Genomic DNA, 21,184 nt, shown 5'->3' with positions numbered 1-21,184 from the left:
TCCGGGTGCCCGGCGGAAGGTGACAGTAGACTTGAACGCAATGAGCACCATGGACCCGGCCGTTGCGGCCATGCACGAGGTTGCCGGAAACGACGCCACGCCCACCAAGACACCTGATGCCGGCGCGTCCGCGGCCTTGGAGACCGAGGTGGACGGGAAGCCCCTTGATGTCTCCACCGAGTCCGCGGAAGAGCGCCGGGTGCGCTTTGAACGTGACGCGATGCAGTACGTGGACCAGCTGTATTCGGCGGCCATGAGGATGGCCAGGAACCCCTCCGACGCCGAGGACCTGGTCCAGGAGGCGTATACAAAGGCGTTCTCCGCGTTCCACCAGTACAAGCCCGGAACCAATCTGAAGGCCTGGCTGTACCGCATCCTCACCAACACGTACATCAACCTGTACCGGAAGCGTCAGCGCGAGCCGCTGCAGTCGAATTCGGACACCATCGAGGACTGGCAGCTGGCCCGCGCCGAGTCGCATACGTCTTCGGGACTGCGTTCGGCGGAGGCCGAGGCCCTCGACCACCTGCCCGATTCGGATGTGAAGCGCGCCCTCCAGTCGATTCCGGAGGAGTTCCGGCTGGCCGTGTACTTCGCCGACGTCGAGGGTTTCGCGTACAAGGAAATTTCAGACATCATGAACACCCCCATCGGGACCGTCATGTCCCGGCTGCACCGCGGCCGGAAGATGCTGCGGGACATGCTGGCGGACTATGCCGCCGAACGAGGATTCAGGGCCGCCACCGAGTCAAGCGCCGCGGCCGACAGCAACAAACAGGAGAACAGGAAATGAGCGACTGCCAGGGACTGGGCGATTGCGATGACGCCCGGATGCAACGTATCTATGAATATCTGGATGGTGCGCTCACGCGTGCGGACATCGCAGAGATCAAGGACCACCTGGACAGTTGCCCGGAGTGCCTGGAGCAGTATGACCTCGAATGTGTCATCCGCGTGATGGTCAAGCGTTCGTGCACCGAAGCGGCTCCGGAAAACCTCAAGAACTCCATCCTGGACCGGATTCACTCGATCCGGACCGTGGAAGCCTGAGCCGGCCCGTACCGGCATAAACGAATGACCCCGGAATCCGTGCGGATTCCGGGGTCATTCGTTTAAAGCTGTCATTCCAAGCTTTGCTTAGGCGTTGGGGCGCTTACCGTGGTTCGCGCCGCCACGCTTACGGTCACGACGTTTACGTGCACGTTTGCTCATAGCTGGCCTCCTTAATCTTGGTACTCAAAAGAGCTGCCCTCAAGTCTCCCACATCGCGGCACCCGCCGCGAACCGGGGAACCCGCGCTACGGGCCGTGACGGGTTGGGCCCGATCTCAGCCGTCCAACGAATTGCGGATCGAGATCCGGGCCTGGTCCAGCACGGTCCTGACTGTTTCGAGCGTGACGGCGGTGACCGGATGGCTTCCGGCGTGGCGCCGCAGTTCCACCCGCATGTCATCGCGGAACGCCTGCACCAGCATTTCCGCCTCCTTCAGCCGCCGTTCGCCCTCCGGGGAGTACCACGGGCTGCCCGCGCCGCCGGCAGTGCCTGTCCCGCCGGCAGAACCCGCGGCGCGGGCCGAGGTCCGGGCCGCCTCCGCCGTCGCCGCAAGGTCGGCCCGGAGGCCTCGCATGTTGACGCGGATGTCCTGGCGCAGGTTGTCGGCAAGCCGGCGGACTGACGCCGAGATGTCGTTCTCGACGCCGGCGAGTTCGTCCCGCCGGCTGTTCAGTTCCGTGAGACCGGCCGGGGTGATGCTGTAGTTGGTGCGGCGGCCCTCGGTGCGGGTGGCCACGAGCCCTTCCTCTTCAAGCTTGCCCAGGCGCGGGTAGATGGTCCCGGCACTGGGGGAGTACGTGCCGCCGAAACGCTCGCTGAGCGCCTTGATCAGCTCGTAGCCGTGCTTGGGGCCCGTTTCGAGCAGGGCGAGCAGGTACAGCCGCAGCGCCCCGTGGGCGAAGACGGGAGGCATCAGAGGGCCGTTTCGGTGTCCGGGCTGGGCTGGCCGTGGAAGAGCGAAGTTTTTCCCGAGACCGAGTTCGTCCGGACCAGCATCAGCTTGGCGTCCGGTCCCGCGATGGTCTGCACGGTGCCGCCGGGCTGGACGTACCTCGTGTCGTCGATGACCACCGCGCCGCTGGCGGACTTGGCAACGATGTCCACCCCGATGTCGTGCGGAAGCCGGATGGTGACGTCGCCGGAGACCGAATTGGCCCCGAAGTCATGGGTGAAGCCGTGCAGGTCGAAGTTCAGGTCGCCGCTGACGGTGTTCGCGCGGATGTTGCTGAATTCCCCCGAGGCCGTTACTTCGCCGGAGACGCTCTTGGCGGTCAGGACGCCGCGGTGGTTGCGGGCAATCACCTCGCCGCTGACCGTGTTGACTGACAGGTTCCCGGAGGTGCCGTCGGCCAGCACGGATCCCGAGACGGTGTTGAGCCGGGTGTGGCCGCTGAGTCCGGAAACCATGCCGTCGCCGCTCACCGTCCCGGCCTCGACCTCGACGCCGGCCGGCAGGGCGATGCTGATGACCACCGAGTTGCTGCTGCCGTTGTTGACGGTGCTCATCAGGTTCTTGAACCAGCCCTGGGGGCCGTGCAGCTGGTGGCGGACTTCCAGGCGGCCGTTGACGACCGAAACGGACAGGGGATCGCCTTCGATTTCGGAGACCTCGATCCTGGCAACGTCCTCCTCATGGGTGACGATGTCGAAGCGGCCGCGGACAATCCCGAGTTTGAGGGAGTGGACGCCGTCGACGTCGATGGTCTGCGGGCCGGTCACGGTCCACGTGTTCTCTGACATGGTTCCTCCGGAAAGGCGAAAGGGGCTGGACAACTAACGATATATCGCGACTATGAATTCACGATATATCGCGCTTGCCGCCAGGTCAAGATATATCGCGAAATTCCGTGGACGGTGGGCCCGGGCACGGCCGGTTGCCGCTTGCCCCTGCTCGTCCGCCTATTCCGGGGCGTCCAGGCCCAGCCACTGGAACCAGCCGCGGTGCAGCACGAGCCAGGCCATGAGCCCATAGCCGGCCTGGCCGGGCGTGCCGCCGTTGGCCGCGAGGTCCTGGCGCCACTGCTCGTGGTTCAGCAGCGGCGAGAACGTGTCGACATAGAGGTGCTTCCGGCGCGTCGTGACGTCGGCGAAGGCGGTGTTGAGTTCGCCGAGCCTGCGGTTCTGTGCGGGGTCAAGTGTGGGCGGCGGGCCCACGACGAAGACCTCGATCTTGTTCTGGGAGGCGGAGTCCAGGATGTTGGCCAGGTTCAGGCGGCTGCGGGCCGTGGACAGGCCGAACTCGATGTCGCGTCCGGACAGGCCGATCACCAGGCGGTTTTCGTGGTGGTTCCCGAAGCGCCGGCCCGCTTCCTCGAGCCAGCGGGCTGCGATGCCCTCGGTGCCCTCTTCCGGGCATGGCAGGGAGTAGCACTCCAGGGCAACACTGTCCTGCGGCGTGCGGGCCAGGACCCGGCCCAGCCAGCCCAAGGCGCGCGGATCACCAAGCCCGGCCAACAGCTCGTCCCCAACGGCCGCGATCCGCAGCTTCCGATCTTCCACGACTACCTCTTCACTTCAACGCTGTCCAACAAGCTGACCACTAATAGTCCATTAAACAGAACCGCCCGGCCGGAGTGTTGTGTTTCAGTCTCCGGCCGGGCAGCAATGCCGCTATTTACGAGCGAATGCCTGCTTCAGCAGGGCGTCCTGTTCTGCCGCGTGGCGCTTCATCGACCCTGCCGCGGTGGAGGCCGAGGCGGGGCGGGAGATGAGGCGGACCCGGCGGTCCAGGGCATCCGGCAGGTTCAGGCCGATGAACGGCCACGGACCCTGGTTGGCCGGTTCGTCCTGTGCCCAGACCACTTCGGCGTTCGGGTACTTGGCCAGCTCGGCGGCGATCTCGTCGGCCGGCAGCGGGTACAGCTGCTCGACGCGGACGATCGCCGTGGTCTTGTTCTCGGTCTTCTGCCGGGTGGACAGCAGATCGTAGTACAGGCGTCCGGAGACCAGCAGCACGCGTTCGACGGCGTCGGCCTGCAGCTGCGCGTGCTCCGGAATGACCGGGCGGAACGAGCCGGTGGTGAAGTCCTCCACGGAGGACGCGGCGGCCTTGAGGCGGAGCAGCTGCTTGGGCGTGAAGATGATGAGCGGCTTGCGCGGCCTGCTGTACGCCTGGCGGCGCAGCAGGTGGAAGTGCGAGGCCGACGTCGTGGGGTTGGCCACGATCATGTTCTCCTCGGCGCACATCTGCAGGAAACGCTCGATGCGGGCGGAGGAGTGGTCCGGACCCTGGCCCTCGTAGCCGTGCGGCAGCATGAGAACCAGCGAGGACCGCTGGCCCCATTTCTGCTCGGCCGAGGAGATGAACTCATCGATGATGGTCTGCGCGCCGTTGACGAAGTCACCGAACTGCGCTTCCCAGAGCACCAAAGCATCCGGGCGTTCCACCGAGTAACCATATTCGAAGCCCATGGCGGCGTATTCGGAGAGCAAGGAGTCGTAGATCCACAGCTTCGCCTGGTTGTCCGACAGGTGCGCCAGGGGCAGCCACTCGTCGCCGTTGGCGCGGTCGTGGAAGACGGCGTGGCGCTGCACGAAAGTGCCGCGGCGCGAGTCCTGGCCGGCGAGCCGGACGGGGACGCCTTCCATGATGAGCGAGCCGAACGCGGCCAGTTCACCAAAGCCCCAGTCGATGCCGCCTTCGCGGGACATCGCCTCGCGCTTCTCCAGCAGCTGCTTGAGCTTGGCGTGGACAGTGAAGCCGTCCGGGATATCGGTGTGTGCCTTGCCGATGCGGGCCAGGGTCTCCGCGGAGATCGCGGTAGAGACCGGCGCGCTGACGCCGGAATCGGACTGCTGGGCCATGGGGCGTTCGAGGTCCGATACCGCGGCGGAATCGGCCGTGATGATCGGGATCGGAGACGTCTGGGCCGCGTGGGTTTCCGCGAAGACGCGTTCCAGGCGTTCCTGGTAGTCCCGAAGCAGTTGCTCGGCTTCTTCCTCGGTGATGTCACCGCGGCCGATCAGCGATTCGGTGTACAGCTTGCGGACCGAGCGCTTGGCCTCGATCAGGTTGTACATCAGCGGCTGGGTCATCGAGGGGTCGTCGCCCTCGTTGTGGCCGCGGCGGCGGTAGCAGACCATGTCGATGACAACGTCCTTGTGGAAACGCTGACGGAACTCGTAGGCAAGCTGTCCGATGCGGACCACGGCCTCCGGGTCATCGCCGTTCACGTGGAACACCGGTGCCTGGATCATCTTGGCGACGTCCGTGGAGTACGTGGAGGAACGCGAGGACGACGGCGCGGTGGTGAAGCCGACCTGGTTGTTGACCACGATGTGGATGGTGCCGCCGGTGCGGTAGCCGCGCAGCTGGGAGAGGTTGAGCGTTTCCGCGACGACGCCCTGGCCTGCGAAGGCGGCGTCGCCGTGCACCATGATCGGCAGCACGGGGAACGCCTCGCCCTGGTCCAGGCGGTCCTGCTTGGCGCGGACGATGCCTTCGAGGACGGAGTCGACGGCCTCGAGGTGGGACGGGTTCGCGGCGAGGTAGACCTTGGTCTCCTTGCCGTTGTCCGAGGTGAAGGTGCCCTCGGTGCCCAGGTGGTACTTGACGTCGCCGGAGCCCTGCACGGAGCGCGGGTCCTGGGTGCCCTCGAATTCGCGGAAGACCTGCGCGTACGTCTTGCCCGCGATGTTGGTCAGCACGTTGAGCCGGCCACGGTGGGCCATGCCGATCGCCACTTCGTCGAGTTCGTCGTCGGCGGCGTCGGAGATGATCGCGTCCAGCAGCGGGATCAGGGACTCGCCGCCTTCGAGCGAGAAGCGCTTCTGGCCGACGAACTTCGTCTGCAGGAAGGTCTCGAAGGCCTCGGCGGCGTTGAGCTTGGAGACGATGCGCAGCTGCTCGTCGCGGCTCGGCTTCGAGTACGGGTGCTCCAGCTGGTCCTGGAACCACTTGCGCTCGGCCGGGTCCTGGATGTGCATGTATTCGATGCCGGCGGTGCGGCAGTAGGCATCACGGAGGACGCCGAGGATGTCGCGGAACTTGAGCATCGGCCTGCCGCCGAAGCCGCCGGTGGGCCACTCGCGGTCCAGGTCCCACAGGGTCAGGCCGTAGGTCAGGACGTCGAGGTCCGGGTGCTTGCGCTGGACGTACTCGAGCGGGTCGGTGTCCGCCATGAGGTGGCCGCGCACGCGGTAGGCGTGGATCAGCTGCTGGATCCGGGCAACCTTGTTGATCTCGTCGGCCGGGTCCACCTGCAGGTCCGGGCTCCAGCGCACGGGCTCGTAGGGGATACGCAGGGACTCGAAGATCTCGTCGTAGAAGTTCTGCGCGCCCAGCAGGAGCTGGTGCACGAGCTTGAGGAACTCGCCGCTGCCGGCACCCTGGATGACGCGGTGGTCATAGGTGGAGGTCAGCGTGAGGACCTTGCTGATTGCGTTCTGCGCGATGATCTTCTCGCTGGCACCCTGGAACTCGGCCGGGTAGTCCAGCGCGCCGACGCCGATGATGGCGGCCTGGCCCTTGGACAGGCGCGGCACCGAGTGCACGGTGCCGATGCCGCCGGGGTTGGTCAGGGACACGGTGGTGCCGGAGTGGTCGTCCGCGGTCAGCTTGCCGTTGCGGGCGCGCTTGATCAGGTCCTCGTAGGTGTGCCAGAACTCGGAGAAGTTGAGGGTCTCCGCCTTCTTGATGTTCGGGACCATGAGCAGGCGGGTGCCGTCGGGCTTGGGCATGTCGATCGCGATGCCGAAGTTCGCATGCGCCGGCTGGACAGCCACCGGCTTGCCGTCAATCTCGTCGTAGTAGACGTTCATCGACGGGAACTGGGACAGGGCCCGGATGACGGCGTAGCCGATCAGGTGCGTGAAGGAGACCTTGCCGCCGCGGGCGCGGGCCAGGTTGGAGTTGATGACCACGCGGTTGTCGATCAGGAGCTTCGCCGGGATGGCGCGGACGCTCGTGGCGGTCGGCACTTCCAGGCTGGTGACCATGTTCGAGGCGATGGCCTTGGCCGGGCCGCGCAGGACCGAGACGACGTCTTCTTCGGGTGCCGTCGGGGCCTTGAGGTTCTTGGGCAGCTGCGCCGGGATCGGCGCGGTGCCGGGGCCGGCGTCGGAAGTCTTGGAGCCGTCCCGGGCGACGGTGGCCGGGGCTTTCTTGGCTGCGGGCGCAGCCGGTGCGGGCGCAGCCGGTGCGGGCGCAGCCGTGGCGGCGGGAGCTGCGGGGGCCGCGGGCGCTGCCGGCGCAGGTGCTGCCGGAGCGGCGGCGGGCGCTACAACGGGAAGTTCACGGGTGGCAGGATGCACAGCTGTCGCGGTGCCGGACGTTCCGTTGGCGGGAGAGGCGTCACTAGCTTCGAAGGATTCGAACAGGGGCCACCACTTGGAGTCGACCGTGTTCTTATCCTGCTGGTAACGCTCATACAGTTCGTCAACGAGCCACTCGTTTCCGCCAAATTCCTCTGGTAGACGGTGGCTAGGCTGCTCTGGCACTTGAAATACGCCTCTTCCATGAGTTTGATTCCCTCTGGCTTCCACGGTGCCTCGGCACAACGATTGAGCCAGTCTCTGCGTCCAGTGAACCCAGACCCATGCCAGTCTAGTGACGATTCTTACCAAACCGCCAATAAGCGTGACCCAAATCATGATCGGCCCCGGCAGCCACTGAAATACAGAGAAGAAGAGTCGCAGAATCGGCCCGGATACGGCCCGGACGCGGTGGCCTGCGCGGCGCCCTGCACGGGGCCGGAGTCCGTGCCGGCGGGCGTGCCGGAGGCGGTGCCGGCCCCGTCGGATTCCGCCCTAGAATCAAAAGAGAACCCGTATGTCGCCGACGGTGCCAGCCGCGGGTGCCAGCAAAGGAGCAGCAGTGCGTTTCCTGAATGAGCCCACCACCGATCTGACCTACTCGGACCTCTTCCTGGTCCCGTCCCGGTCCGATGTCACCTCGCGCCTGGACGTCGACCTCGCGGCCGACGACGGGACCGGCTCGGCGATCCCGCTGGTGGCGGCGAACATGACGGCGGTCACGGGGAAGCGGATGGCCGAGACCATGGCCCGCCGCGGCGGCCTTGGGGTCCTGCCGCAGGACGTCCCGCTCGATGTCATCCGTGATGTCACGTCCTGGATCAAGGGACGCCACCCGGTCCTCGAGACCCCCGTCACGCTCGCTCCCACGGACACCGTCATTGATGCCCTCCACCTGATGGGCAAGCGGCCGCACGGGGCCGTCGTGGTGGTGGACGACTCCGGCGCGGTCACCGGTGTTGTCCGCGCCACCGACTGCGAGGGCCAGGACCGTTTCGCGTCGCTGGCCTCCGTCATCCGCCACCAGCCGCTGGTGCTCGACGCCGGACCGCTCGCCGGCGGCTTGTTTGGGGGCGGATCGGCGGCCGATGCTGCGCAGGCCCTCCGCCGCGCCTTTGAAGCGATGGACGCCGCCGGGACCGACTACGCGCCGGTGCAGCAGGACGGCGTCCTGGCCGGCGTGCTCACCCGTAAGGGCGCCCTGCGCTCCACGCTCTACCGGCCGTCCCTGGACGACGACGGCAGGCTGAAGGTTGCCGCCGCCGTCGGAATCAACGGTGACGTGGCCGGGCGGGCCGCCGAGTTGCTGGCGGCCGGCGTGAACGTGCTGGTCCTCGACACCGCACACGGCCACCAGCAGAAAATGTTCGATGCCCTGGCCGCCGTGAAGGGTCTCAACCCCGGCGTGCCGGTGGTCGCCGGCAACGTCGTCACCGGTGACGCCACGCGTGAACTCATCGAGGCCGGGGCGGACATCGTCAAGGTGGGGGTGGGCCCCGGCGCCATGTGCACCACGCGCATGATGACGGCCGTGGGCCGCCCCCAGTTCAGCGCCGTCCTGGAATGCTCCGCCGCGGCCCGGGAAGCCGGCGGCAGGGTGTGGGCCGACGGCGGGGTCCGCTACCCGCGCGACGTCGCCCTGGCCCTCGCCGCCGGGGCCAGCCAGGTCATGATCGGCTCCTGGTTTGCCGGTACGCACGAGAGCCCCGGAGACCTGCAGCTCGACGCCTCGGGCCGGCAGTACAAGGAGAGCTTCGGCATGGCGTCCGCCCGGGCGGTTCAGAACCGCAACCAACGCGAGGGCGCCTTTGAAAAGGACCGCAAGGCCCTCTTCGAGGAGGGCATCTCCACCTCCCGCATGTACGTCGACGCGGCGCGGCCCGGCGTCGAGGACCTGCTGGACATGATCACCGCGGGCCTGCGCAGTTCCATGAGCTATGCCGGCGCTGCCGATCTCGCCGCTTTCCGGGAACGTGCCGTGGCAGGCATCCAGTCCGCGGCCGGGTACGAGGAGGGCCGGCCCGTCCCGCAGAGCTGGTGAATCCGGCGCGGCCGGTGGCGCCGGCGGTCGGAGGCTGGCGGCGGCTGCTCCTGTAGACTGAAATTCTTATGGACAGTAAATCTAGGTGCCGGCCTGGGGGCTGTCAGCGGAATACGGAAACCGTTCCCGCGCAGTCCACCCGCAGAGCCGGCAAACCCCGTTCACGCGCCCATCATGCTCCGGCCGCACGCCATTCCGGAGCTTTCCAGGAAACAGGGTCGGCCGCCGCCGACCATCCTCCGCCAGGCAGGGCCTTCCAGCACTTACGTCCCCTGCAGCGGCACGCGCCATGCGCTGCTGCGGAAGCAGGCCGCTAGATGGAATGGCTACTCCTCGCAGCAGGCCTCCTGCTCATCCTCGGCACCGGCTTCTTTGTTGCCGTGGAATTCTCCCTGGTCGCCTTGGACCAGGCCACAGTGCAGCGTGCCGTTGACACCGGCGACACCGCCGCCGAGCCTCTGCTCAAATGTCTCAAGTCGCTCTCCACCCAGCTCTCCAGCTGCCAGCTGGGCATCACCATGACAACGCTGCTGACCGGCTATGTCATGGAACCCTCCGTGGGCAAGCTGCTCGAGGGTCCCCTCACCGCGCTCGGCGTCCCGCCGGCGGCGGCCGCCTCGCTGTCCCTGGTCCTGGCGATGGCGGTGGCCACCTTGCTCTCCATGGTGATCGGCGAGCTGGTGCCCAAGAACATGGCCATCGCGCTGTCCTTTCAGATCGGCAAGGCCGTGGCCCGGCCGCAGCTGGTGTTCACCGCCATCTTCAAGCCCGCCATCGTGGTGCTCAACGGCTTCTCCAACAAGGTCCTCAACGTCTTCGGCCTGGAGGCCAAGGAGGAAATCTCCGGCGCCCGCACCCCGGCCGAGCTGGCCTCGCTTGTGCGCCGCTCCGCGGCCATGGGCACCCTCGACGCCGGAACGGCCAACTTCATCGCCCGGACCCTGAAGTTCTCCGGGCGGACCGCCGCGGACGTCATGACCCCCCGCATCCGCGTCGAGACCATCGACGCCGACCAGCCGGTCTCGGATATCGTCGAGGCCGCCAAGCGCACCGGATACTCCCGGTTCCCCGTGATTGGCGAGTCCTCCGATGACATCCGCGGGGTAGTCCACATCAAGAAGGCCATCGCGGTGCCCGCGGACCGCCGCGCCAAGCTGCAGGCGGGGGCCATCATGACCGATGTGCTCCGGGTCCCCGAAACCATCCACCTGGACGCCCTCCTCGCCGAACTGCGCGAGGGCAATCTGCAACTGGCCGTCGTCCTGGATGAATACGGCGGAACCGCCGGTATCACCACGCTCGAGGACCTCGTGGAGGAAATCGTCGGGGAAGTGGCCGATGAGCATGACAAGGTCCGGCCGGGCCTGCTCCAAAGCGCCTCGGGGGACTGGTATTTCCCGGGCCTGCTCCGGCCCGATGAACTCTCCGAACAGATCCCGGGCTTGACCGTGCCCGACGAGGCTGCCTACGAAACGGTGGGAGGCTACGTCATGAGCCAGCTCGGCCGCATCGCGGCAGTCGGCGACACGGTCGACGTCGTCGGCGGGACACTCAGCGTGACCCGCATGGACGGCCGCCGGATCGACCGGATCTGTTTCCGGCCCATCCGGGTGTCCGGCGACGGCCAGCCAGCCAGCCAGGCAGGTGCCGCATGAGCGACTGGGCAGGAATCCTGTGGCTTGTGTTCCTCCTGGTGGGCAACGCCTTCTTCGTGGCAGCAGAATTCGCCGTCATGTCGGCCCGCCGCAGCCAAATCGAGCCGCTGGCCGAGGCAGGTTCCAAGCGCGCCCAGACCACGCTGCGGGCGATGGAAAACGTTTCCCTCATGCTCGCCTGCGCCCAGCTCGGCATCACCGTCTGCTCGCTGCTGATCCTGCAGGTGGCCGAGCCCGCGATCCACCACCTCCTGGCCGTGCCGCTGGAAGCGGTGGGCGTCCCCGTGGAGGTCGCCGACATTGTGGCCTTCGCCGTCGCCCTGCTGTTGGTGACGTTCCTGCACGTCACCTTCGGTGAAATGGTGCCCAAGAACATCTCCGTGTCCGTCGCGGACAAGGCGGCGCTGCTGCTGGCGCCGCCGCTGATGTTCATCGGGCGGCTCGTCAAACCCGTCATTGCCGCGCTTAACTGGTCTGCGAACCACATCCTGAAGTTGATGCGGATTGAGCCCAAGGATGAGGTGACCTCCACCTTCACCCTTGAAGAAGTGCAGTCGATCGTGCAGGAATCCACCCGGCACGGACTCGTGGACGACGACGCCGGACTCATCACCGGAGCGCTCGAGTTTTCCGAACACACCGCGTCCCATGTGATGGTTCCGCTGGGCAAACTCGTCATGCTCAAGGCGGCCACCACGCCGGTCGAATTCGAAAAGGCAGTGAGCCGGACCGGGTTCTCGCGGTTCCCGATGCTCGACGACGACGGCATGCTGGCCGGCTACCTCCACATCAAGGACGTGCTGTCCATCCCGGACGCCGGGTACCACCAGCCGATTGCCGAAAGCCGCATCCGGTCGCTGGCGAACCTGGCCATGGACGACGAAATCGAGAAGGCCATGTCCGTCATGCAGCGCACGGGCTCGCACCTGGCCCGCGTGATCGGCCCCGACGGGCTGACCCAGGGGGTGCTGTTCCTCGAAGACGTGATCGAGCAGCTCGTCGGCGAAATCCGGGACGCTACGCAGGCCACCGGCTACCGCAGGCTGGGCCAAGACCAGTAACGCACGGCCCAGTAACGGATGGCGGCAGCAGGGCACCCCGGTGTATCCCTAAATAGGAATGATTCCTATTTAGGGATACACTCGGGCTGTTGCTATTGCTCCTGATTCTCAATAACAGATCCGAGGTTTCCTGTGCGTCGTCCTGCTGCCCGAGCCATGCTGGCTGGTCTTGCCGGCTTAGGCCTCCTGCTGACCGCGTGCAGTCCGACGGCGGGCAGCTCGCGGGGGACCGCCGGCGACGGCGTGGTCGACGTCGTCGCTTCCACCAGCGTTTACGGCGACATCGTCTCCAGCATCGGCGGCGACAAGGTCCGGGTCAGTTCGATCATCAGCCGCACCAGCCAGGACCCGCACTCGTACGAGGCCACCACACAGGACAAGCTGGCCGTCTCCAAGGCCGAGCTCGTGGTGGAGAACGGCGGGGGATACGACGCCTTCATCGACACGCTGGCAACCGACACCGGGCTTGAGCCCGGCAACATCATCAACGCCGTGGACGCCTCGGGCCTGGCCACCGAAAGCCCGGCGGCGGCGAGCCCCGACTCCGCCGGCCATAGCCACGAGCACACCGGGCTGAACGAACACGTCTGGTACAGCCTGCCGGCCATGTCCCGACTCGCGGACGCCGTCGCCGACAAGCTGGGCTCGCTGGAACCGGGCTCGGCGCAGACGTTCCGGACCAACGCGGCGGCCTTCAAGGACTCGCTCGGCACCCTGGAAACCAGGCTCGCCGCCATCAAGTCCTCGGCGGGCCACGTGCCCGTGGCCGTCACCGAGCCCGTACCGCTGTATCTGCTCGAGGACGCCGGACTGGAGAACGAGACCCCGGCCGAGTACACGGCGGCGATCGAGGAAGACGCCGATGTCCCTCCCGCCGTGCTCAAAGCCGCTGTCGACCTCGTGGCATCCCGCGGCGTCCGGCTGCTGGCCTACAATACCCAGACCGAGGGACCGCAGACTCTGGCGCTGAAAAAGGCCGCCCAGACCGCCGGCGTCCCGGTCGTGAACTTCAGCGAAACCCTCCCGGACGGCCAGTCCTACCTGCAGTGGATGACCGGGAACGTGGAGAGCATCGGCAAGGCCCTAGGATGATCGCAACAGCGGGAGCAGCAGTCTCCGCGGAAAATCGAGGAAACCGCATTTGACACCGGTAGTGAGCCTCCGCGGCGCCTCCCTGGCGTTCGGCCAACGGACTCTCTGGGAGGGCCTGGACCTGGACATCAATCCGGGTGAATTCTTTGCCGTGCTCGGTCCCAACGGCAGCGGCAAGACCACCTTCCTGAAAGTCCTGCTGGGACTGCAGGAACTGAGCACGGGAACGGCTGTGCTCGCCAGCCAGCCCGTTGAGCGGGGAAGCCGCCGGATCGGCTACGTGCCCCAGCAGAAATCATTCGACCCCGATACGCCCCTGCGCGCCCGCGACCTCGTGGCCCTCGGCGTCGACGGCCACCGCTGGGGCATCCGCCTCGGCGGCGCCAAGGTGAACCGCAAGGTCGACGAACTCCTGGAGCTCGTGGGCGCCGCCGACTACGCCAAGGTGCCGGTGGGGCAGCTTTCCGGCGGTGAGCAGCAGCGCCTGCGCGTGGCCCAGGCCCTAGCGACCGATCCCAAAGTGCTGCTGTGCGACGAGCCGCTGCTCTCCCTTGACCTTCAGCACCAGCAGGGCGTCAGCGCGCTGATCAACAGGCAATGCCGTGAGGCGGACAGCGCCGTGGTGTTCGTGACCCACGAGATCAACCCGATCATGGACTACGTGGACCGGGTCCTGTACCTGGCCGGCGGAAAGTTCCGGGTGGGCACACCCGCAGAGGTCATGACCACCGAGGTGCTCTCCGATTTGTACGACAGCCGTGTTGAAGTCATCCAGGCCAACGGCCGGCTGATCGTCGTCGGGCTGCCGGATGCAGCGACGCACCACCATCTGGACGCGCACTCAGTCGCGGGCGAGGTGGGCTAAGTGGATCTGGGCGACCTGCTGCACTCCATCTTCAACTTCGAAAACTACGGCGAGCTGCTGGTCCTGGTGCAGAACTCCATCTGGGCCGGCGCCGTGCTCGGGCTTCTCGGCGGAATCATGGGCACCTTCGTGATGAAGCGCGACCTCGCCTTCGCCGTCCACGGAATCTCCGAGCTCTCCTTTGCCGGTGCGGCGTTCGCGCTGCTGATCGGCGCGGACATCATCCTCGGTTCGCTGGCAGGATCGGTGCTGGCAGCCCTGGTGCTGGGCGTGATGGGTGTCCGCGCACGGGACAAGAACTCGATCATCGGCGTCATCATGCCCTTCGGGCTTGGCCTGGGCATCCTCTTCCTATCCCTGTACGAGGGCCGGGCCGCCAACAAATTTGGCCTGCTCACCGGCCAGATCGTGTCGGTCGGAACCGTCCAGCTGCAGGTCCTGGCGGTCGCCGCCGTCGTGGTGATGCTGGCGCTGGCCGCCATCTGGCGGCCGTTGACCTTTGCCAGTGTCGACCCCGACGTCGCCACCGCCCGGGGCGTGCCGGTGCGGGCCCTGGCCCTGGGTTTCATGGTGCTGCTGGGGATCAGCGTGGCGCTGTCCATCCAGATTGTGGGCGCCCTGCTGGTGCTGGCCCTGCTGATCACGCCCGCGGCCGCCGCCATGCGCGTCACGTCCTCGCCCCGGCTGGTGGTCACCCTGAGCATCGTCTTTGCGATGACGGCGACCGTCGGAGGCATCCTGCTGGCCCTCGGCGGCCGGCTGCCGATCAGCCCCTATGTGACCACGCTGTCCTTCCTGATCTACGTGGCCTGCCGGATGATCGGTGGCGCACGGGCCAGGCGCGGGCTTAACGGCCGGGTGGTGCGGAGCGCGGCAGCTTAGACGCTCTCGCGCCACTGCGGCGGATTTTCCCCAGGTTTGCCGGCGGCCGCCGGCGGGTCCCTGCGGCCCGCCGGCGAATTCCGGGGTCACGAGGTCAAGGTGGGGAATTTCAGCAGCTTCGGCTATTGGCCGGGCTGGCCGGCCGTGCATTCGGGGCACAGGCCGAAGATTTCCACGGTGTGCTCCACCGCGGTGAAGCCGTGCTCATTCGCGATCCGCGCAGCCCAGGCCTCGACCGCCGGGGCTTCCACTTCCACGGCCTTGCCGCAGTTCCGGCACAGCAGGTGATGGTGGTGCCCGGTGACGGCGCAGCGCCGGTACACCGCTTCGCCGTCGGCGTTGCGCAGGACATCCACCAGCCCGTCGTCGGCGAGGGACTGCAGGATCCGATAGGAGGTGGCGAGGGACACTGCGCTGCCGCGCTCCTGGAGGATGCGGTGCAGTTCCTGGGTGCTGACGAAGTCCGCCAGGTCGTCCAGCGCTGCGCTGACGGCGAGTCGCTGCTTGGTGACGCGCTGTTCCTTGCCCTGCACAGGTGCCGGGGCCGGAGTCCGGCTGCTGCCGGTGGTGGCGCCTTGGGACATCGTGGAACTCGCTTCGTCAAAGAATTCGCGGGTGGGACTGGCTGGGGTGGCAATGTCCAAGATTACCAGCAGGGGTCCGTGGACACTGTGACGGCTGGTGCCTAGGCTGGCCGGATGAAGCTGACCAAATTTACTCACGCCTGTGTCCGACTCGAGCAGGACGGCCGGGTGCTGGTGTTCGACCCGGGCACTTTTTCGGAGACGGACCAGGCCCTCGCCGGAGCGCACGCCGTGCTCATCACCCACGAGCACGCTGACCATGTGGACGTCGACGCCGTCGCCGCTGCCTTGCAGTCGAACACCGCCCTTGAGCTGTTCGCCCCGGAGGCGGTGGCCGAGACGCTCCGCGGCAAGGCGCCCGACGCCGGAAGCCGCATCCATGCGGCAGCCGCGGGCGAGGAATTTGAAACTTCGGGCTTCGCAGTCAGGACCTTTGGCGGCCAGCACGCCCTCATCCATCCGCAGATCCCCGTGGTGGCCAACGTCGGCTACCTCGTCGACGGCAACGTTTACCATCCGGGGGACTCCTTCGCGATTCCCGACGGCGTCGACGTGAAGACGCTCCTTGTACCCATCCATGCACCGTGGAACAAGGTGGGCGAAGTGGTGGACTTTGTCATCGGTGTCCGCGCACCACGGGCCTTCCCGATCCACGACGCGCTCCTGAACGAGCTGGGCCGCGGCCTGGTGGAGGGGCACGTGACCCGGATCGGCGCCAAGTACGGCACCGAGTACCGCCACCTCTCCAGCGGCGATACAGCGGAGGTTTAGCCTCCGCGGACCCGGAGTGGTGCGGGCTGCCTGGCGGCGGCGGCTGGCGGCGGCTGGCGGCGGCTGGCGGCGGCTGGCTGGCGGCTTAGGCCGGCCAGGCGCCGGTCCGGAAGAACTCGCGCAGCACGGCCTCGTGGGGCTCCGGATCCAGGCCGTGGGCGTCCAGCCACTCGGGGTTGTAGTAGTTCCCGGCGTAGCGGTCCCCGGCGTCGCACATCAGCGTCACAACACTGCCCCTGCGGCCCTCCGCGATCATCCCGGCGATGAGCTGCCACACGCCCCAGAGATTGGTGCCCGTGGACGGGCCCGCGTGCAGACCGGCGTGGTCCCTCAGATGCCGCATGGCCGCTACCGACGCTGCGTCGGGAACCTGGATCATGTGGTCGATCACAGCGGGCACAAAACTCGGCTCCATCCGCGGCCGGCCGATGCCCTCGATGCGGGAGGGCAATCCCGCCGCGGGTGCGCCGGCAGCTGTCCCGCCGTCGGGCCGGCTGTTCCGCCAACCCGGATAGAACGCGGAATTTTCCGGGTCGACGACGGCGAGGCCCGTCTCGTAGCGGTGGTACCGCAGGTACCGGCCAATCGTGGCGCTGGTGCCGCCAGTGCCGGCCCCGACCACCACCCAGCGGGGGACCGGGTACTCCTCCAGCGCCAGCTGGCCGAAGATCGATTCGGCGATGTTGTTGTTCCCGCGCCAGTCCGTGGCCCGTTCGGCGTACGTGAATTGGTCCATGTAGTGCCCGCCCGTGCTGCTGGCCAGATCCGCGGCGGCCTCGTAGACCTCCGAGGCGTGGTCCACCAGGTGGCACGAGCCGCCGAACTGTTCTATCAGGGCGATCTTCTCGCGGCTGGTGGTCCGGGTCATCACGGCGATGAAGGGCAGCCCCAGCAGCTGCGCAAAATAGGCTTCCGAGACGGCGGTGCTGCCGCTGGAAGCCTCGACGATCGTGGTGCCTTCGCGGATCCAGCCGTTGACGAGGCCGAAAAGGAACAGCGACCGCGCCAGCCGGTGCTTGAGGCTGCCGGTGCGGTGGGTGGATTCGTCCTTCAGGTACAGCTGCACGCCCCAGCGCTCCGGGAGCGGTACCGAATACAGGTGGGTGTCGGCAGAGCGGTTGTTTTCGGCATTGATCCGGCGGACGGCTTCATCGGCCCAGGCCCGGTCCTGCTGGTGCGTGGTGTTCACCGCTACAGCCTACCGGGGGCGGCGGGACGCCAAAGATAGAGTGGGGAAATGGACACCCTTCTCAATGCTGCTGCCCTGAAGGACCGGATGGACGGCGCCGTCGAAACCGGCCGGCGCACAGTGCTCCTCGACGTTCGCTGGGCGCTGGGGGACCCCCACGGTCGCGACCACTACCTGCGCGGACACATCCCCGGAGCCGTCTTCGTGGACCTCGCCACCGAACTCGCCGGACCGGCGGAACCGCGACGCGGAAGGCATCCGTTGCCGCCGCTTGAGCAGTTCCAGGAGTCCGCGCGCCGCTGGGGCATCAACGACGGCGATGCGGTCGTAGCGTATGACGACAGCGGCAACATGGCCGCGGCCCGGCTGTGGTGGATGCTGCGCAACGCCGGCTTCAGCTCCGTGTTCCTGCTCGACGGCGGCCTGGCCGCCTGGCGGGCCGCCGGGTTCGAACTTGCGGCGGGACCCGAACAGCCGGCACCCGGAAACGTCACCCTGTCCGACGGCGCCATGCCCGCAATCGATGCCGGACAGGCCGCCACCTGGGGCGGGCGGGGGCTGCTGTTGGACGCCCGGGCAGGGGAGCGGTACCGCGGGGAATTCGAGCCCGTGGATCCCCGCGCCGGCCATATTCCCGGAGCCGTCAGTGCCCCGACCACCGGGAACCTGGACGCGGACGGGCGCTTCCTGGCCCCGGCGGAGCTGCGGGAGCGCTTCGAGCAGCTCGGTTACCGGGACGGCGTCCCGACTGCCGTGTACTGCGGATCCGGAGTGACGGCGGCCCATGAAATCGCCGCCCTCGAGATTGCCGGCTTCTCCGCTGCCCTCTACCCGGGGTCGTTTTCGGAGTGGTGCCACGGTCCTGCGAACGATGTTGTCACCGGGCCGGAACCGTACGGCGAGCAGACGGCTTCACACTAACGCCAGCAGGAGCGCCGGACGGCCGCGCAGCCGGAGCGCCTCCCGTTCCACGGGCAGCCAATGATTCCTAGGCTGCGGCTGCCACTTTGGGCTTTCCGCGCCGCAGCGTTTTGGCTTGGTGCCGGAGCTGGCGGCGGTGGCGGGAGTCTGGCTGGGAGCCCGGCTGTTCTGCGGCTGCTGGGCGAAGCGGTGTCCCCGGCAGCGGTGGCGCGGTGGAGTGGTAGGTGTGGCCGGTGGGGGTGGTGAGCTCCAGAGTGTGGCGGGGACCGGGTGCGGGGCGTGCGGTCCAGCCGGGGGCTTCTTTGGTGTGGTTGCAGGCTTCGCAGAGGCCGGCGCCGTTGGTGCTGGTTGTTTCTCCTCCGTGGTACCAGGGGACGATGTGGTCCAGGTGGCGGATCGGGGCGTCGCAGTACGGGGTGCGGCAGGTGGCGTCCCTGGTTTGGATGAAGCGGCGCAGTCCGGGTGGGAAGATCCGTGCGCGGGAGTCCATGGCCACGAGCTCGCCGGTGCGCGGGTGGGTATAGAGCCGGCGCAGCCAGAGCCGGAACGCGCGGCCATCGCCGCTCCCGGCGGTCCCGCCCGGGTAAGGGGGACCGCCGGTTGACTCGCCGGGTTCCCGGTGACCACTTTGCCCTTGTTCGGGTGAACCGACGCCGAATGTGCTGTCTTGAGCCTTTGTGCCGTTGATGAGGGTGCGGGCCCAGCCGGCGGGGACGGTGCCGTAGCCGGGGAGCCGGGCGGGTTCGGAGTCGGCCTGGAACAGGGTGCGGTCGGTCATGATGACCTGGATTTCGACGCCGCGGATCCCGCCGGGGGTGCCGGTGGTGCGTTCGACGAGGGCATCGGCCATCAGCTGCCCGCGGCCCCTGGGATCCCCGCTACTCCGGAGGGTGTCGGCGTGCCCGGTGAGGGCCTTGTAGACGGCGACGCCGGCGGTCACGGGCAGCAGGGCGGTCAGGTGGCACATGGTGTCGGGGGCCGGGCGGAGGCTGACGTGCCGGGCGGATGCGGCGTGCGCGGCGCGTTCGGTCACGGAGCGGGGATCACGCCGGTACGCGGCGGCCCGGGCCGCGGCCACCAGGGACCGGTCCCCGGCCCCGGCGAACGTCCCAGCGTCGGGCGCGAGTTCCTCGTCAACGGCGGCCCGGTCCGCCGGGGTCAGGCACGCGGTTTCGCGCACGAGCAGGGTGGCGCGCCATTCGTTCAGCTGCCCGGCCTGCAGCGCGGCGAGGGTGTGCGGCATTTCGGTCACGAGGGCCCTGGCCAGGCCCAGGAGCCGGCCGCCCGTGGCCGAGGATTCGCGCCGGGCGAGGGCGAGCTGCGCGCCGATCCCGGCGCCGAGCTTCTCGGCCGGGACCCCGGCGGCGGCCTGGGCGCGGCGCTGGAGCAGGTCGAAGGCCACGGCGAGCCGGGCCTGTTCCGCGGACGCGGCGGACTTCCAGTCCTCCAGTTCCCGGATCCGGTCAATGATCCCGGCACTGTCCGTGGCCGGAACGATCTCCGACATCATGCGGACCAGGTCCTCGACGGCCATCGGAGCACTGACCGGAACGGCGGCGGCACGGCTCCCGGCGCGGCCGAAGCCGCCGTCGCCGTCTCCCGCCGGAACCACTTCGGGCCCCTGTTTGCCGTCCATGAACCCAGTCTCCCAGAGACCTCCGACAATCTAAGCGACAGCTGGAAGGGACCCCGGAAAGCAGGATTGGCCCACCTTTGGTGCCGCGTTCGTGCAGTCGATTTGTCGTCGCCGTCTCCCGCCGGAACCGCTTCAGGCCCCTGATTGCCGTCCATGAGTTAAGTGTCCCTGCGGGCTATGACATTTATGGCCCGCCGGAGCCGTTCCACCGATTCCGAAGCCATTGGCGACCTTTCAGATCCGAATGTCCCTCTGTCTTCCGTCCACGATTCAAGTGTCCCTTTGGGCTATGACATTCGGCGAGGGCAAAGGCGACTGCGTCATGGCTGATGCGGATCCTGAAGGGTGCCTGCGTGAAGCCGCATCTGAAAGTTTGCGAGTGCAAAGTCTTTGAGTTTACTGTCGTCGATCAGCTGGGCAGCGGCGGCAACCTGCAGCGGCAGCGATGCCCGGTGAACCCTTGCCCTGGCGATCATCTCCCTGTCCGCTATGTCAGCGACACTGGCGGAGCCGAACGCTCCGATGAGGGGTGCGAGGTCAAGGGCGGGGTCGCCAATGCAGGCGTTGTCGAGGTCTATGACACCTGAAGGCTGATCTCCTCGCCACATGATGTTGTGCAGGCCAAAGTCACCGTGCACTAGTGAAGTCTCAACTCCGGCTTCCATTTCCAATACTTCCTCGACAGCCCGCCGGGCAGAGGTCTTTACGGCCATATCGAACGGTTGGATGATCCGGTCGACAACGTCTGGCCATTGCTGCCCTCCGCACCATTGCCTGACGGGTCGGAGCTCACCGCCAGGAATCGCAGCTTCCCGGAGCCCGGTCAGGATAAGTTCCAGCGGCCCTCTAATCTGCTCCCAGGAGTGGCCAGATCGATGTTCGCCGGGGATGCAACTGCTGATCTGCGCAGACCATGACGGCCCCGAAAGCGGTTCGGTCATGGCCAGGGGGATACGGAACGGAAGATCCACGCCTTCTAATGCCCTGAGATTCTGATGCTCGCTGTGAGTCCGGGAAGCGTGGCCTGCGCCGCGCGTTACGCGCACGACGGCAGAGTCGCCGAGGACGGCGACATGGTGGAAAGCTCCGTGCTTGAATGCGGCTTCATGCCACTGCAGATGCGGCCAAGCACGTTCGACGCGCGGCCAGAGGGCAGACATATCGGCATCGAGTGTATTCACG

At 67.3% G+C, this 21,184-nt stretch carries 19 protein-coding genes; 10 read left to right on the top strand and 9 right to left on the bottom strand.

What is annotated here, in order from left to right:
* The first annotated feature begins 40 nt into the window (after nt 1–40).
* The gene (locus ABH915_RS15935) at nt 41–793 is read left to right on the top strand and encodes a sigma-70 family RNA polymerase sigma factor (protein ID WP_018775286.1); all 753 of its coding nucleotides are present in this window, start codon (nt 41–43) and stop codon (nt 791–793) included.
* The gene (rsrA, locus tag ABH915_RS15930; RefSeq protein ID WP_018775287.1) at nt 790–1,050 is read left to right on the top strand and encodes a mycothiol system anti-sigma-R factor; all 261 of its coding nucleotides are present in this window, start codon (nt 790–792) and stop codon (nt 1,048–1,050) included. The genes ABH915_RS15935 and rsrA overlap by 4 nt, the downstream gene beginning before the upstream one ends.
* Nucleotides 1,051–1,137: 87 nt before the next feature.
* On the opposite strand, the gene ABH915_RS15925 is transcribed toward rsrA, so the two are convergent.
* From ABH915_RS15925 to ABH915_RS15905, 5 genes are all read right to left on the bottom strand, one after another.
* A complete protein-coding gene (locus ABH915_RS15925; RefSeq protein ID WP_104061284.1) occupies nt 1,138–1,212 on the bottom strand; it encodes a 50S ribosomal protein bL37 in 75 nt (24 codons plus the stop codon).
* A gap of 115 nt (nt 1,213–1,327) precedes the next feature.
* The gene (locus ABH915_RS15920) at nt 1,328–1,966 is read right to left on the bottom strand and encodes a PadR family transcriptional regulator (RefSeq protein ID WP_370123070.1); all 639 of its coding nucleotides are present in this window, start codon (nt 1,964–1,966) and stop codon (nt 1,328–1,330) included.
* Complete coding sequence (locus ABH915_RS15915) at nt 1,966–2,793, bottom strand: DUF4097 family beta strand repeat-containing protein (protein WP_018775289.1); 828 nt, start codon at nt 2,791–2,793, stop codon at nt 1,966–1,968. The genes ABH915_RS15920 and ABH915_RS15915 overlap by 1 nt, the downstream gene beginning before the upstream one ends.
* 159 nt (nt 2,794–2,952) lie before the next feature.
* Nucleotides 2,953–3,552, bottom strand: coding sequence for a GDSL-type esterase/lipase family protein (locus ABH915_RS15910; protein WP_026538458.1), 600 nt, complete (start codon nt 3,550–3,552; stop codon nt 2,953–2,955).
* Between the two features lie 111 nt (nt 3,553–3,663).
* Nucleotides 3,664–7,491: a multifunctional oxoglutarate decarboxylase/oxoglutarate dehydrogenase thiamine pyrophosphate-binding subunit/dihydrolipoyllysine-residue succinyltransferase subunit gene (locus tag ABH915_RS15905; protein WP_370123066.1), complete on the bottom strand. Its 3,828-nt coding sequence runs from the start codon at nt 7,489–7,491 to the stop codon at nt 3,664–3,666.
* 376 nt (nt 7,492–7,867) lie between these two features.
* Between ABH915_RS15905 and ABH915_RS15900 the strand changes: the two genes are divergently transcribed.
* From ABH915_RS15900 to ABH915_RS15875, 6 genes are all read left to right on the top strand, one after another.
* On the top strand, nt 7,868–9,346 hold the full coding sequence (locus tag ABH915_RS15900; protein WP_370123063.1) for a GuaB1 family IMP dehydrogenase-related protein: 1,479 nt from the start codon (nt 7,868–7,870) through the stop codon (nt 9,344–9,346).
* A gap of 317 nt (nt 9,347–9,663) precedes the next feature.
* Nucleotides 9,664–11,001, top strand: coding sequence for a hemolysin family protein (locus ABH915_RS15895; RefSeq protein WP_370123060.1), 1,338 nt, complete (start codon nt 9,664–9,666; stop codon nt 10,999–11,001).
* Nucleotides 10,998–12,062 carry a hemolysin family protein gene (locus tag ABH915_RS15890; RefSeq protein ID WP_370123057.1) on the top strand — a complete coding sequence of 355 codons (1,065 nt, stop codon included), beginning with the start codon at nt 10,998–11,000 and terminating at the stop codon, nt 12,060–12,062. Before ABH915_RS15895 ends, ABH915_RS15890 begins: the two co-directional genes overlap by 4 nt.
* 132 nt (nt 12,063–12,194) lie before the next feature.
* Nucleotides 12,195–13,154 carry a metal ABC transporter solute-binding protein, Zn/Mn family gene (locus ABH915_RS15885; RefSeq protein WP_370123055.1) on the top strand — a complete coding sequence of 320 codons (960 nt, stop codon included), beginning with the start codon at nt 12,195–12,197 and terminating at the stop codon, nt 13,152–13,154.
* Nucleotides 13,155–13,203: 49 nt separating this feature from the next.
* A complete protein-coding gene (locus ABH915_RS15880) occupies nt 13,204–14,019 on the top strand; it encodes a metal ABC transporter ATP-binding protein (protein ID WP_370123052.1) in 816 nt (271 codons plus the stop codon).
* Nucleotides 14,020–14,901: a metal ABC transporter permease gene (locus ABH915_RS15875; protein WP_370123050.1), complete on the top strand. Its 882-nt coding sequence runs from the start codon at nt 14,020–14,022 to the stop codon at nt 14,899–14,901.
* Between the two features lie 122 nt (nt 14,902–15,023).
* Here ABH915_RS15875 and ABH915_RS15870 read toward each other — a convergent pair whose 3' ends face one another.
* A complete protein-coding gene (locus tag ABH915_RS15870; protein WP_370125022.1) occupies nt 15,024–15,485 on the bottom strand; it encodes a Fur family transcriptional regulator in 462 nt (153 codons plus the stop codon).
* Nucleotides 15,486–15,599: 114 nt separating this feature from the next.
* Here ABH915_RS15870 and ABH915_RS15865 point away from each other — a divergent pair, with 114 nt between their 5' ends.
* Nucleotides 15,600–16,256, top strand: coding sequence for an MBL fold metallo-hydrolase (locus tag ABH915_RS15865; RefSeq protein WP_370123048.1), 657 nt, complete (start codon nt 15,600–15,602; stop codon nt 16,254–16,256).
* An 85-nt stretch (nt 16,257–16,341) separates the two neighbouring features.
* Here the strand turns inward: ABH915_RS15865 and ABH915_RS15860 are convergent, their stop codons facing one another.
* Nucleotides 16,342–17,445 (bottom strand): PLP-dependent cysteine synthase family protein, encoded by a 1,104-nt coding sequence (locus tag ABH915_RS15860; RefSeq protein ID WP_370123045.1) that lies wholly within the window; start codon nt 17,443–17,445, stop codon nt 16,342–16,344.
* A 48-nt stretch (nt 17,446–17,493) separates the two neighbouring features.
* Between ABH915_RS15860 and ABH915_RS15855 the strand changes: the two genes are divergently transcribed.
* Nucleotides 17,494–18,366 (top strand): sulfurtransferase, encoded by an 873-nt coding sequence (locus ABH915_RS15855; protein WP_370123042.1) that lies wholly within the window; start codon nt 17,494–17,496, stop codon nt 18,364–18,366.
* A gap of 67 nt (nt 18,367–18,433) precedes the next feature.
* Here ABH915_RS15855 and ABH915_RS15850 read toward each other — a convergent pair whose 3' ends face one another.
* Both ABH915_RS15850 and ABH915_RS15845 read right to left on the bottom strand, forming a co-directional pair.
* Nucleotides 18,434–20,002, bottom strand: coding sequence for a DUF222 domain-containing protein (locus ABH915_RS15850; protein ID WP_370123039.1), 1,569 nt, complete (start codon nt 20,000–20,002; stop codon nt 18,434–18,436).
* A 320-nt stretch (nt 20,003–20,322) separates the two neighbouring features.
* A complete protein-coding gene (locus ABH915_RS15845; protein WP_370123037.1) occupies nt 20,323–21,183 on the bottom strand; it encodes a phosphotransferase family protein in 861 nt (286 codons plus the stop codon).
* Nucleotide 21,184: the final 1 nt, after the last annotated feature.

It is taken from the genome of Arthrobacter sp. MW3 TE3886 (genome assembly GCF_041262145.1).
In the GTDB taxonomy this organism is placed as follows: Bacteria; Actinomycetota; Actinomycetes; order Actinomycetales; family Micrococcaceae; genus Arthrobacter.
Note: the sequence above shows the minus strand (reverse complement) of the source record. Positions and strands in the feature narration are given on the sequence as shown.